Below are 13,038 nucleotides of genomic sequence, written 5' to 3'. Positions count from 1 at the left end.
GTTGTTTTTGAATCTGAATGTTTTGTACCTAATCATACAGAAAGGATTTGAACCCGCCCTAAGCTCTGGGCAAAAAAGATAAAGGCTCCTAGGTGCTGATGCACCAACGTTGCCTTTCCTATTTTTGCTGAGAGCTATTAACGGGCTTGGTATCATTATTATGCTAGTTAGTTATAAATGGTTAAAAGAGTTGGTTGATGTGGATGTTACCACTGCTAAACTCGCTGAAAAAATGTCGACGACAGGTATTGAAGTGGAAGGTGTTGAAACACCTGCTGAAGGCTTGTCTAAATTGGTTGTTGGTCATGTCTTGTCATGTGAAGATGTACCTGAAACACACTTGCACTTGTGTCAAGTAGATACAGGAGATGCTGAAGGTCCACGTCAAATTGTTTGTGGAGCTCCAAATGTCACTGCTGGAATCAAGGTAATTGTTGCCATTCCTGGTGCACGCATTGCGGACAATTACAAAATTAAAAAAGGGAAGATTCGAGGCATGGAATCTCTCGGTATGATCTGTTCTTTGGCAGAACTTGGACTTCCAGATAGCATTATTCCTAAGGAATTTGCAGATGGAATCCAAATTTTGCCTGAAGATGCTGTTCCTGGAGATAGCATTTTCCCATATCTCGACCTTGATGATGAAATCATCGAATTGTCAATCACACCTAACCGTGCTGATGCTCTTTCTATGCGTGGTGTGGCCCATGAAGTCGCTGCAATCTATGGTAAATCTGTTCACTTCCCAGAAAAAACAGTCACAGAAGACAGCAAGCCAGCTTCTGATAAGATTTCAGTAGCTATCGAAAGCGATAAAGTAGCTACTTATGCTAGCCGTGTGGTTGAGAATGTTACTGTTCAACCAAGTCCACAATGGTTACAAAACCTTCTTATGAATGCTGGTATCCGTCCAATCAACAATGTGGTAGATGTGACAAACTATGTTCTTCTTTACTTTGGACAACCAATGCACGCCTTTGATTTGGACAAATTTGAAGATTCACGAATCGTTGCCCGTGATGCCCGTGAGGGTGAAAAATTGGTGACTCTCGATGGTGAAGAACGTGAATTGACTACTGAAGATATTGTTATTACAGTTGCTGACAAACCAGTTGCCCTAGCAGGTGTTATGGGTGGTGCATCAACTGAGATTGATGACAATTCTAAAAATGTTGTTCTCGAAGCTGCTGTATTTGATGGTAAATCAATTCGTAAGACAAGTAGTCGTCTCAACCTTCGTTCAGAATCATCATCACGTTTTGAAAAAGGTATCAATAACGATACTGTCCTTGAAGCGCTTGATTTTGCTGCAGCAATGTTGCAAGAATTGGCAAATGGAACGGTGCTTGCAGGCCGTGTTCAAGCGGGGTCAGTTGATACAGAGCCAGTTCAAGTTTCTACAAGTCTTGATTATGTAAATGTTCGCCTTGGTACAGAATTGACTTTTGCAGATATTGAAGAAGTCTTTGCGAAACTTGGTTTTGGATTGACAGGTGATGCTGATAAATTCACAGTATCTGTACCACGTCGTCGTTGGGATATCAGTATCCAAGCAGACCTGGTTGAGGAAATTGCACGTATCTACGGGTACGAGAAATTGCCTACGACACTTCCAGAAGCAGCAGGAACAGCCGGTGAATTGACTGAAACACAAGCACTTCGCCGTAAGGTTCGTAGCATTGCTGAAGGTGCTGGATTGACTGAAATCATCTCATATGCTTTGACAACACCTGAAAAAGCCGTTGAATTTGCTGCGACACCAAGTAATTTGACTGAGTTGATGTGGCCAATGACTGTTGACCGTTCAGCTCTCCGTCAGAATATGGTTTCTGGCATGCTTGATACTGTTGCTTACAATGTTAACCGTAAGAATAGTAACGTTGCCATTTACGAAATCGGTAAGGTCTTTGAACAAAAGGGTAATCCAAAAGAGGAATTGCCAAATGAAATCAATACCTTTGCCTTCGCTATTTCTGGTCTTGTAGCTGAAAAAGATTTCCAAACCAAAGCAACGCCAGTTGATTTCTTCTATGCCAAAGGTATTGTTGAAGCACTCTTTGATAAACTTGAAGTTTCAGTTGACTATGTACCAACAAAAGACCTAGCAAGCATGCACCCAGGTCGTACAGCTGCTATTGTGCTTGATGGTCAAACTATTGGATTCCTTGGTCAAGTTCACCCACAAACTGCCAAAAACTATGGCATTCCTGAGACTTATGTGGCTGAAATTAACCTTAGTGCTGTAGAAGCTGCCTTGCAACCAGATCAACCATTTGTTGAAATCACAAAATTCCCTGCAGTATCACGTGATATCGCCCTTCTTCTCAAGGCAGAAATAACTCATCAAGAAGTTCTGGATGCTATCTACTCTGCAGGAGTCAAACGCTTGGTTGCCGTTAAACTCTTCGACGTTTACGCAGGTGAAAAACTTGGTTCAGGTATGAAATCAATGGCTTATAGCCTTACCTTCCAAAATCCAAATGACAACCTTACAGACGAAGAAGTTGCTAAATACATGGAAAAAATTACTAAAGCTCTCACTGAAAAGGTCGAAGCAGAAGTACGTTAATCATTAGAAAATCCATCTGAGAAGATGGATTTTTAAGTGATTAGACGATATTACATAAAGGAGATAATTTGTTTTTAGAGTTCTTTGACGGGGTATGGGGACATTACACTTTTGAATCTGATAAAGTCAATGTACTTATTGATGGCTTACCCAGTTTTGCTTATCCCTTGGGGCAATTAACATTTTTAGTGTTAGTCTATAGGTTACTCGTTCATCAGTATGTTAAGAAGTTTTTAATCATGTCACCTCAAGATATCTGGGCATGGCAAAAGGAAAAGTTTTGTCAAAGTAAATTATCTTTCATTGTCATCCCAATAGTTTATCTGTTTATTTTCGGAATGACCTATGTTTTGGTTGAGGATGTTTTAGCTACCGTCACTATTTACAAGGATTATGGAGGACCTATAGCTAAAACCATTGATGGTAAAGTTGAACAAATAGATATTAGTCATGTTGGGTCTAAAACGAGTAGTGCTAGGATTAATGCTCACTTTGAAAGTTCTGACGGGCAGACTTATGACATTCACCTGATAAACGGCGATAAAAGAATCGCTAATTATATGCGGCACCCTGAGTCAGATTCCTATACTGCAACGCTTTCCTTTGATAAACATGGAAAACCAGTTTACATTTCTAAATTCTGGGAATAAGCAGTCTGGATAGCTCTTTCAGGGATTTGCACTTGACAAATATGTAAATTCTCTGCATAATAAAAGAAAAAGCCATGAAAAGAGGGTAGCCATGCAAATTATTAAACGTAATGGTCAAGTTGCTGAATTTGATCCTGATAAAATTTACCAAGCCATCTTAAAAGCAGCACAGACTGTGTATGTTCTCGACGATACTTGGCGCCAAAACCTTGCTCAAGTTACGAAAAAAGTAGTGCTTGATCTTCAAGATGCTCAGGTAGAACGCCCAACCATCAACATGATTCAGTCATTGGTTGAAAATCGTCTCATGGAAGCAGGCTTTATCAATATTGCTGAGCATTATATTTCATACCGTTTGCAACGAGATTTGGAGCGTAACGGTTATGGTGACAAAGTAATTGTACACCTACGTTTTGAGCAGACTAAATAAACAAAAGCCATCAAGCGATGGCTTTTGTTGTGTCTAATTGTCACTTTGTCTTTTTTAAAATTTTTAAAAAGGATTCCAGTTCCTGTCCATGACCTATCTGCAGATAAGTTTCAGAAGTTGGTCTAATAAAGGATGATTCTAAAAAACGAATCTGCTTGTGGGCTTTGAATTTTTCAAGTGAAAACTCCTTAGGAAGTTGCCAGGTCACATGTCTAGGGGAAATCTGATAAGGAATGCTAACCTTAGATTTGTCAATGATTGCTTGACTTTTAGCCATGTTTTGTTGAAAGAGGTCACCAAGTTTCTTAATGTTTTTTTGGAACATGCCATTTTCGAGATAAACGGAAAGTGCTTTTTGCATGATGAGATTGGTATCATAGTCAATAAGTCCCTTGTGGCTCAAAAAGGTAGACTTAAGATTAGGAGGTAAAACAAGGCTACCTAGTCGCAAACCTGGAAAAAGGGTCATGGAGAAGGATTTGATATAGATGGTCTGATTTTGAGTATCATAGTAGTGAATAGGGAGATTTTTACTATCACTAAAGTCTCCCATATAGTCATCCTCGACGATATAAACATTATACTGATTGGCAAGTTGGGCTAGCTTTTCTTTTTCGCTAGCATTATAGCTTAATCCGAGAGGATTGGAGTAACGGCTGATAGTATAGAAGAACTTAATCTGTCCAGATTTAAAATACTCTTCCAAGCGGTCAAAATCCAAACCATCAAAACCACGGTTAATCGTCTCGTAAGCTAGATTTTGACGGTTGACAAGCTGGTTCATGCGATGATAGGTAGGTTGTTCTAAAAGAATTTTGTGGCCACCATTACCAAAATCCATCTGTGAAAGGATGTAGAGGGCCTGTTGACTTCCTGAGGTTATGACAATCTGATCTGAATTGACATAAATATCGTCAGCAATTAATCGACTCTTTAAGGCTTCAAGCAAATCTTTGAGTCCAGCTTGTTCATGATAATAGTTGAAGAGGTAGTCCTGATGACCTGCCAAACTTTCATCCAAACAAAGTTTAAAATCCTCGTAGGCTAATTGATTGTAATCGTTAAGGTTAAGAAGGACCTTATTATCGACTTCATTGCGTCCTTCGAGAACATAATAGCCACTTTTGGGTACGGCGTAAATATAGTTTTGATATTTGAGTTCCAAGAGTGCTCTTTGAGCTGTATCCTTACTACAGGCATAAGTCTGGCTAAGTTGACGAATAGAGGGGAGCTTACTCCCTTTTTTTAAAGTACCATTTTGGATATCTTTTATAATGGTCTCGACAATATCTTGATAAATACTCATAACTGACCCCTTACAGATTTTTCCTTATTTTACCTTACTTCCCTTCTCAGAGCAATAGGCCCAGAGAAATTTGACAAGATTATTAGATTTTGACATAATAAGAAGGTTGTAAGGTAAAACTAAATTCCCCTTCCAAATAAGTTTAAGGAGATTATAAGAATGACTTTTAAGAAAATCTTAGGACTTCTCGCTCTTGCATGCTTGACTATTATCGGTTTGTCAGCTTGTACACCCGAGAAAGAGCCTACTTGGACCTACGATAAAAACAAAATGCTATTTACAGGACAAGATGCTAGTGTACAAGTTCTTTCTGCAACTAAAATCGAATCACCAGAAGGTCAAAAAGCTGTACGCGTTTACTATAAACTTAGCAACTCAAGTAAAGAAACCATGAATGCTTACACTCTTTTGATGAAGGTAGTCCTTGATGTGAAACAAGAGAAGGAAGAAGTGAAGGTGGCAACAATGGTCTTTTCTCAGGATGATGACCGAGATAAGATTGCAAATAAAACCCAGATTGCTCCTAAGGAAGTTAAAGAAATCGTTGTTGACTATGCCGTTGCGGATTTTGATCATGATTTGGTTATTGATTTCTCAGACTACGGTACAGAAGCGAATGCGACTGCTAAACTTTCACTCCAAAATCTTGAGAAGGCACCTGTAAAATATTTTGATAAGAAAGCTCAATAAGATTTATCACCACATACTTGTGTGGTGTTTTTTGTTGTCTAAAATCTGTACCCGGACAGTAGCTAAAATACTATCTTGTTTAATCGTCAGAATTTTCATAAACTTAGACTATATTTATTTATCAAGGAGTTTTAGGTATGTCAGCAAAACGTTTAACCCTCTCTGCTTTTTTCATGGCACTTGTGATTATTTTGAGTTCTAGTCTCTTATCCATCCCTGTACCGGGTGGTCATTTCTATTTTAATGGGATTGTTATTTTCCTAGTTGGTTTAATTTTCCCACCTACAGAAGCAGTGATTATTGCAGGTATAGGTTCCTTCATCGGAGATTTTCTCTTTTACCCTCTTCCTATGTGGGTAACTCTAGTGACCCATAGCCTTCAAGTTCTTGCTATTGCACTCATTGTTGGAGGGCGTTTAGGAGAATTGAGCAAATCTAGGGCATCTTTAGGTCTCTTGCTTGGGGCTATTATTGATCTAGTAGGTTATGGCTTAGGAAGAGCCTTTATCTATGGTACGCCAGCTTATGCTATTATGAAGATTCCATTTGACCTTGTAGCTGCTATTCTTGGTTTAGGAGTGGCCTATTACATTTATTTCCACACAAGCTTTGTTAAACAGTTTAAAAAGACATGGGAAGGGAAATAGATGACCAAAGTAATTGTTGCCAATGACCTCGTTGGTCTAGGTAAGGTTGCTATGACTAGTAGCCTCCCTATCATGTCAGCCTGTCAAACTGAAGTCCTTCCCTTGCCAACGGTTCTTTTATCTTCGCATACAGGGGACTTTAATAATATTTATGTACGGGACCTTACAGATGACCTAAAAGGGTTTTGTAAGCAGTGGGAGCACTTGGATTTTACAGTAGATGGCCTTGTGAGTGGTTATTTTAAGTCAGAAGAAGAACTAAAACTTGTAGGTCAATTAGCTCGCGATAAAGAGATACCTCTATTTGTTGATCCTATTATGGCTGACAATGGCCGTCTCTATCAAGGTTTTGATAGAAACTATGTAGAAGCCATGAAAGATTTCTGTCAACAAGCAGATGTCATCATTCCCAATCTGACAGAAGCTGCCTTGTTGACGGATACTCCATATCTTGAAGCAGGTTCCTATGATAAAGTCACTGTTGAAAAGCTTTTGAGAGATTTGGCCAAGCTTGGCACTCGGAAAGTTATTGTGACAGGTATCTCTTTTGAGACAGACAAAATTGGGCTGGCTTATTTTGATAAAGAGACTAATGAAACGGCTTATCTTATGAGGAAAAGTTATCAATCTCATTTTTATGGAAGTGGCGATTTACTAACGGCAATCTTATCAGCTGGTTACTTTTATAACCTAGATTTACTAAAGGTTTGTGATTTGGCCTTGGATGTCATGGATAGAGTTCTTTCATCAACACTGTCCGATGGTCGTCCTTTAAAATACGGCCTATGCTATGAGCCTCATATTGGTTTATTATTTAGTGGTTTTAATGCCCTATTGGAGGAGAAAAATGAAAAGTGATAAAACACGTGAATTAGTTATCCTAAGTTTGTATGCAGCTTTAATTATTGTGAGCGTACAGTTTATTCGTATTCCTTTTGGACCTCAATTTGTCCATTTGGGAAATGCCCTAGTTGTGATTGCTGTTTTGATTTTTGGTTCAAAAAAAGGTGCCCTTGTAGCAACAGTAGGGTTAGGACTGTTTGATATTCTCAATGGTTATGCTGCTGAGGTCTGGATTACTATTTTAGAATCCTTGATTGTCTGTCTGGTGCTCTATCTTGTTTTTGAAAAGCTACTAAAATCAAATGACAAAATGGCTAATATCATACTCATTGGAGTCATAGCTGCAGTGACTAAAATTATTTTGAATTTTATTAAGTATACGATTATCAATAGTATCGTTGCGACTCTACCAGTAAATGCTGCTATGGTATTGGCACTTACTAAAATAGGTGGTACTTTTGGGACATCAGTTGTTACAATTATTGCGGTTCCTCTCCTATATCCTGTCTTTAAACGTATTTTACAGAGAAACTAAAGAGTTAGCAGGTTGGTCCTGCTTTTTCTTTTTAATTTTCCAAAAGCATAGGTCCAAATTTTCACTAAAAAATGGTAAAATAGTAGAGTTAATGTCAAGAAAGGAAAGGGCTGAAGACTGTTTTAGCCCAGATATGCTATGTCTATTTTAGAAGTCAAAAATCTTAGTCACGGATTTGGTGACCGTGCTATTTTTGAAAATGTCTCATTCCGTTTGCTCAAAGGTGAGCATATCGGTCTTGTCGGTGCTAACGGTGAAGGAAAGTCAACCTTCATGTCTATCGTTACTGGAAAATTGCAGCCAGATGAAGGTAAGGTAGAGTGGTCTAAATACGTTACAGCGGGTTACTTGGATCAGCATGCTGTTCTTGAAAAGGGAATGACTGTTCGTGATGTCCTACGTACGGCTTTTGATGAACTCTTTAAGACTGAAGAGCGTATCAACGAGATTTACATGTCTATGGCTGACGAAGGAGCTGACGTTGATGCTCTGATGGAAGAAGTTGGTGAGCTTCAGGATCGTTTGGAAACGCGTGATTTCTACACACTAGATGCTAAGATTGATGAGGTTGCCCGTGCACTAGGTGTCATGGATTTTGGTATGGATACAGATGTAACGGACCTTTCAGGTGGTCAACGTACCAAGATTCTCTTGGCTAAGTTATTGCTTGAAAAACCCGATATCTTGCTTCTCGATGAGCCAACCAACTATTTGGATGCTGAACACATTGCCTGGCTTAAACGCTATCTTCAAGAATATGAAAATGCCTTTGTCCTCATTTCGCACGATATTCCGTTCCTAAACGATGTGATTAACATTGTCTACCATGTTGAAAATCAAGATCTGGTTCGCTATGCAGGTGATTATGACAATTTCCAATCTGTCTATGCAATGAAGAAAGCTCAATTGGAAGCAGCCTATGAACGTCAGCAAAAGGAAATTGCAGACCTTCAAGATTTTGTTAACCGTAACAAGGCGCGTGTTGCTACTCGAAATATGGCCATGTCGCGTCAGAAAAAATTGGATAAGATGGAAATTATCGAGTTGCAGGCAGAGAAGCCAAAACCAGAATTCCATTTCAAGGAAAGTCGTACACCTGGACGCTTTATTTTCCAAACCAAAGATCTCGTTATTGGTTACGACCGTCCGTTGACCAAGGCTCCATTGAATCTTACATTCGAACGTAATCAAAAGGTAGCTATTGTCGGTGCCAATGGTATCGGTAAGACCACTTTGCTTAAGAGCCTGCTTGGTATTATTCAACCACTCGAAGGAGAAGTTGAAACAGGTGATTTTATTGATCTAGGTTATTTTGAACAAGAAGCAGAAGGCTCACGTCAGACGCCTCTTGAAGCGATTTGGGACGCTTTCCCAGCTCTAAATCAAGCTGAGGTTCGTGCAGCTCTAGCCAAATGCGGATTAACCTCTAAACATATTGAAAGTCAAATTCAGGTGCTTTCAGGTGGAGAACAGGCTAAGGTTCGTTTCTGTCTCCTTATGAATCGTGAAAATAATGTCCTTGTTCTGGACGAACCGACCAACCACTTGGATGTTGACGCCAAGGATGAATTGAAGCGGGCCCTTCAGGCCTTTAAAGGTAGTGTCCTCATGGTATGTCACGAACCCGAATTTTATGAAGGTTGGACAGATGTTTGGGATTTTAATGAGTTAGTATAGTGATAAAAGAGTGTTGGCATTCTCTAAAGAGAGAGTTGCTCACTCTTTTTTTATGTTAAAGAGCTGAGTAGACTTACTAAGATTTGATAAGACGGAGATGGTGTAGAGGAAGATCGTCAGCATCATAAAGTGTTTTTCTACAGATTTTGTCGTGACCTATTTGGGTTTTGAGCATACAAATTTAATTTGTTCAAAAAGTAACAAAGTCTGAGCATAAAAGGTGTAACCGTTTTCCGATTATGGTAGAATAAATTAGTAAACTATTATCAAAAGAAAGTTGGATAAACTTATGTCAAAAATCGTAGTTGTTGGTGCTAACCACGCTGGTACTTTTAGTATTAATACTATTCTCGATAATTACGGAGACCAAAATGAAGTAGTTGTTTTCGACCAAAACTCTAACATTTCATTCTTGGGTTGTGGTATGGCCCTTTGGATCGGTAATCAAATCTCAGGTTCTGATGGTCTTTTCTATGCCAACAAAGAAGGACTTGAAAGCAAGGGCGCTAAAGTTTATATGAACTCACCAGTTGAGTCTATTGACTTTGATGGTAAAACTGTTACAGCCCTCGTAGATGGTAAAGAGCATGTTGAATCATATGACAAATTGATTTTGGCTACAGGTTCTCAACCAATCTTGCCTCCAATCGAAGGTGCCGAAATTAAAGAAGGTAGCCGTACTTTCGAAGCTACGCTTGAAAACCTTCAATTTGTTAAACTTTTCCAAAACGCTCAAGAAGTTATTGATAAGTTGAACGACAAATCTCAAGATATCAAACGTGTAGCGGTTGTAGGTGCTGGTTACATTGGTGTTGAATTGGCTGAAGCTTTCCAACGTCATGGAAAAGAAGTTATCCTTATCGACGTTGTTGATACATGTTTGGCAGGTTATTACGACCATGACTTGACTGACCTTATGGCTAAAAATATGGAAAGCCACGGTATTAAATTGGCATTTGGTGAAACTGTTAAAGCAGTAGAAGGTGAAACTAAGGTAGAACGCATCGTTACAGATAAAAATGCTTACGATGTCGATATGGTTGTTCTTGCTGTTGGTTTCCGTCCTAACACAGCTCTTGGTGCTGGTAAGTTGGAAACATTCCGTAATGGCGCTTACCTTGTTAATAAGAAACAAGAAACATCAATCAAAGATGTTTATGCAGTTGGTGACTGTGCTACCGTTTATGACAATGCCCTTGATGATGTGAACTACATTGCCTTGGCTTCAAACGCTGTTCGTTCAGGTATTGTCGGTGGTCATAATGCCGGTGGTGGCGATGTTGAATCAAACGGTGTTCAAGGATCAAATGGTATCTCAATCTATGGTTTGAACATGGTATCAACTGGTTTGACAGAAGAAAAAGCAAAACGCTTTGGTTTCAATCCAGCAGTAGTATCTTCAACAGATCTTCAAAAAGCTGCCTTTATGGAAGATGAAAATGCAGACGTTACAATCAAGATCGTTTATGACAAAGATACACGCAAAGTTCTTGGTGCTCAAATGGTATCACGCATGGACATCTCTATGGGAATCCACATGTTCTCATTGGCTATCCAAGAAGGTGTAACTATTGACCGTCTTCAATTGCTTGATTTGTTCTTCTTGCCACACTTTAACCAACCGCTTAGCTATATTGCTAAAGCAGCTATCTCAGCTAAATAATCTTAAACAGCTAATTCAGTCGAATTAGCTGTTTTTTTTTTGTCTCACGAAAACCACTAGCTGTGCTAGTGGTTCCGAAAAGCTTTTAGCGATGTATCAAAAAAGTCCCCCTAAAGTGTTATATTAGATAAGGTTTCCCGACCACTAACTAATATACAAAAGGAGGACCCCTGATGAGACAGGATAATAATAGTTTAGCACATACTACATGGAATTGTAAGTATCATATTGTGTTCGCACCCAAATATCGACGTCAGATAATTTATGGGAAATACAAAGCAAGTATTGGTCAAATCTTACGATTATTATGCGAAAGAAAAGGTGTTGAAATTCATGAAGCAGAAGCTTGCCCAGATCATATTCACATGTTGGTGAGTATACCACCGAAACTAAGTATTTCTTCATTTATGGGATATTTAAAGGGCAAAAGTAGCTTAATGATATTTGATCGACACGCTAATTTAAAGTATAAATATGGGAATCGCAAATTTTGGTGTCGAGGGTTTTATGTTGATACGGTTGGACGAAATCAGAAGCGAATTGAAGAATATATTCGTAATCAATTACAAGAAGACGTGATAGCAGATCAGCTAAGTCTATTTGAGGAGTATGATCCGTTTACAGGTGAGAAGAATAAGAGAAAGTAATCTTAAAGAGACCCGCTAGACGGGTCAGCTAGCAAAGGTGGTGCTGAAGGGAAACCATTCAGTAGGCCTTTAGGCCTCGGCCGGTAGCAGAGGCTTTCAGCCGAAGAGCAAGCCACCCGTTCTCACGAGTGGTTTTGACTAATACGAAAAAAGCCTCCTACTGGAGACTTTTATTTAACTAATGTTAGATTAGTTTTTTGAAGCTTCTTGGAAATCAGGGTTTTTCCATGCTTCATCAATGATAGCTTGCAATTCGTCAGCAGAAGCTTTCATTTTTTGTTGTTCAGCATCGTTCAATGGGATGTTAACTGGACGTACGATACCGTGTGCACCTACGATAGCAGGTTGACCGATAAAGACGTTGCTTACACCATATTGACCTTCTTGGAATACAGACAATGGAAGTACTGCATTTTCATCGTCAAGAATAGCTTTAGTGATACGAGCAAGGGCAACAGCGATACCATAGTAAGTAGCACCTTTTTTGTTGATGATTGTGTAAGCGGCATCACGAACACCTTCGAACAATTCAACCAATTCAGATTCTTGAACGTTTTGAGTGTCTTTAAGGAATTCTTCAAGGTTTACACCGGCGATGTTAGCGTGTGACCAAACGGCAAATTCTGAGTCACCGTGTTCACCCATGATGTAGGCGTGAACTGAACGAGCATCAACGCCAAGTTTTTCAGCAAGTGCTTGACGGAAACGAGCTGAGTCAAGTGAAGTACCTGAACCGATAACGCGTTCTTTAGGGAATCCTGAGAATTTCCATGTTGAGTAAGTCAATACGTCAACTGGGTTAGCTGCTACAAGGAAGATTCCATTGAAGCCTGATTCAACAACTTGAGTAACGATAGATTTGTTGATAGCAAGGTTTTTACCAACAAGATCAAGACGAGTTTCACCTGGTTTTTGTGGAGCACCAGCAGTGATAACTACAAGGTCAGCATCCGCACAGTCTTCGTATTTAGCTGCGTAGATTTTTTTAGGTGAAGTGAAAGCAAGCGCGTGGCTAAGGTCAAGCGCATCACCAACAGCTTTTTCGAACAATTGTGGAATTTCGATGATACCAAGTTCTTGAGCGATACCTTGGTTTACAAGTGCGAAAGCGTAAGATGAACCTACGGCACCGTCACCAACGAGGATGACTTTTTTGTGTTGTTTAGTTGCAGTCATGGGTCTAAACATCTCCTTATTTTTTAATTGGGTTACCCCGTACACTGCTTATTCTACCACTTTAAGTGATGGATGTCACGAAATAATAAGGAAATAATAGATGAAAGCGTTTACACAACTGAAAAGTAAAGCGTTTTATGGTATAATATTATAGAAATTTTCTATACTCTTTTATTAGAGTTTGGAATGATTTGAATGAAAGAAA

General features: G+C 39.2%; 12 protein-coding genes. 10 read left to right on the top strand and 2 right to left on the bottom strand.

Annotated features, from left to right (window positions below):
• Positions 1–160: 160 nt before the first annotated feature.
• The 3 genes from pheT to NYE32_RS06055 all read left to right on the top strand — a co-directional run bounded on the left by pheT (position 161) and on the right by NYE32_RS06055 (position 3,649).
• Positions 161–2,569: a phenylalanine--tRNA ligase subunit beta gene (gene pheT / locus NYE32_RS06065; protein WP_110981467.1), complete on the top strand. Its 2,409-nt coding sequence runs from the start codon at positions 161–163 to the stop codon at positions 2,567–2,569.
• A 68-nt stretch (positions 2,570–2,637) separates the two neighbouring features.
• Entirely contained in the window at positions 2,638–3,219 is a 582-nt protein-coding gene (locus tag NYE32_RS06060) for a hypothetical protein (RefSeq protein WP_049545159.1), read from the top strand.
• A gap of 91 nt (positions 3,220–3,310) precedes the next feature.
• Entirely contained in the window at positions 3,311–3,649 is a 339-nt protein-coding gene (locus NYE32_RS06055) for an ATP cone domain-containing protein (RefSeq protein WP_002891184.1), read from the top strand.
• Positions 3,650–3,689: 40 nt separating this feature from the next.
• On the opposite strand, the gene NYE32_RS06050 is transcribed toward NYE32_RS06055, so the two are convergent.
• Positions 3,690–4,955, bottom strand: coding sequence for a PLP-dependent aminotransferase family protein (locus tag NYE32_RS06050; protein WP_073689806.1), 1,266 nt, complete (start codon positions 4,953–4,955; stop codon positions 3,690–3,692).
• Positions 4,956–5,114: 159 nt separating this feature from the next.
• Between NYE32_RS06050 and NYE32_RS06045 the strand changes: the two genes are divergently transcribed.
• The 7 genes from NYE32_RS06045 (at position 5,115) to tnpA (ending at position 11,657) form a co-directional block, all read left to right on the top strand.
• Positions 5,115–5,645 (top strand): DUF5067 domain-containing protein, encoded by a 531-nt coding sequence (locus NYE32_RS06045; protein ID WP_339156880.1) that lies wholly within the window; start codon positions 5,115–5,117, stop codon positions 5,643–5,645.
• 137 nt (positions 5,646–5,782) lie between these two features.
• Positions 5,783–6,292 (top strand): ECF transporter S component, encoded by a 510-nt coding sequence (locus tag NYE32_RS06040; protein WP_339156878.1) that lies wholly within the window; start codon positions 5,783–5,785, stop codon positions 6,290–6,292.
• A complete protein-coding gene (locus NYE32_RS06035) occupies positions 6,293–7,150 on the top strand; it encodes a pyridoxamine kinase (RefSeq protein WP_339156877.1) in 858 nt (285 codons plus the stop codon). It begins immediately after the preceding gene.
• Positions 7,140–7,670, top strand: a complete 531-nt coding sequence (locus NYE32_RS06030; protein WP_156685134.1) for an ECF transporter S component — start codon at positions 7,140–7,142, stop codon at positions 7,668–7,670. The genes NYE32_RS06035 and NYE32_RS06030 overlap by 11 nt, the downstream gene beginning before the upstream one ends.
• 138 nt (positions 7,671–7,808) lie before the next feature.
• Complete coding sequence (locus NYE32_RS06025; RefSeq protein WP_060973265.1) at positions 7,809–9,347, top strand: ABC-F family ATP-binding cassette domain-containing protein; 1,539 nt, start codon at positions 7,809–7,811, stop codon at positions 9,345–9,347.
• A 289-nt stretch (positions 9,348–9,636) separates the two neighbouring features.
• The gene (locus NYE32_RS06020; protein ID WP_048675487.1) at positions 9,637–11,010 is read left to right on the top strand and encodes an FAD-dependent oxidoreductase; all 1,374 of its coding nucleotides are present in this window, start codon (positions 9,637–9,639) and stop codon (positions 11,008–11,010) included.
• Between the two features lie 173 nt (positions 11,011–11,183).
• A complete protein-coding gene (tnpA, locus tag NYE32_RS06015; protein WP_002891962.1) occupies positions 11,184–11,657 on the top strand; it encodes an IS200/IS605 family transposase in 474 nt (157 codons plus the stop codon).
• A gap of 189 nt (positions 11,658–11,846) precedes the next feature.
• Here the strand turns inward: tnpA and NYE32_RS06010 are convergent, their stop codons facing one another.
• Entirely contained in the window at positions 11,847–12,833 is a 987-nt protein-coding gene (locus NYE32_RS06010) for an L-lactate dehydrogenase (protein ID WP_060972460.1), read from the bottom strand.
• Positions 12,834–13,038: the final 205 nt, after the last annotated feature.

The sequence above is a fragment of the Streptococcus sp. FSL R7-0248 genome (genome assembly GCF_037967965.1).
GTDB lineage: Bacteria > Bacillota > Bacilli > Lactobacillales > Streptococcaceae > Streptococcus.
This window is presented reverse-complemented; position numbering and strand designations above follow the sequence as displayed.

What these genes read in the sequence shown, in the direction of transcription:
- NYE32_RS06040 (WP_339156878.1), top strand. Translation starts at nt 5,783, where the DNA reads ATGTCAGCAAAACGTTTAACCCTCTCTGCTTTTTTCATGGCACTTGTG.
- NYE32_RS06020 (WP_048675487.1), top strand. Translation starts at nt 9,637, where the DNA reads ATGTCAAAAATCGTAGTTGTTGGTGCTAACCACGCTGGTACTTTTAGT.
- NYE32_RS06025 (WP_060973265.1), top strand. Translation starts at nt 7,809, where the DNA reads ATGTCTATTTTAGAAGTCAAAAATCTTAGTCACGGATTTGGTGACCGT.
- pheT (WP_110981467.1), top strand. Translation starts at nt 161, where the DNA reads ATGCTAGTTAGTTATAAATGGTTAAAAGAGTTGGTTGATGTGGATGTT.
- NYE32_RS06035 (WP_339156877.1), top strand. Translation starts at nt 6,293, where the DNA reads ATGACCAAAGTAATTGTTGCCAATGACCTCGTTGGTCTAGGTAAGGTT.
- tnpA (WP_002891962.1), top strand. Translation starts at nt 11,184, where the DNA reads ATGAGACAGGATAATAATAGTTTAGCACATACTACATGGAATTGTAAG.
- NYE32_RS06055 (WP_002891184.1), top strand. Translation starts at nt 3,311, where the DNA reads ATGCAAATTATTAAACGTAATGGTCAAGTTGCTGAATTTGATCCTGAT.
- NYE32_RS06030 (WP_156685134.1), top strand. Translation starts at nt 7,140, where the DNA reads ATGAAAAGTGATAAAACACGTGAATTAGTTATCCTAAGTTTGTATGCA.
- NYE32_RS06045 (WP_339156880.1), top strand. Translation starts at nt 5,115, where the DNA reads ATGACTTTTAAGAAAATCTTAGGACTTCTCGCTCTTGCATGCTTGACT.
- NYE32_RS06050 (WP_073689806.1), bottom strand. Translation starts at nt 4,955, where the DNA reads ATGAGTATTTATCAAGATATTGTCGAGACCATTATAAAAGATATCCAA.
- NYE32_RS06010 (WP_060972460.1), bottom strand. Translation starts at nt 12,833, where the DNA reads ATGACTGCAACTAAACAACACAAAAAAGTCATCCTCGTTGGTGACGGT.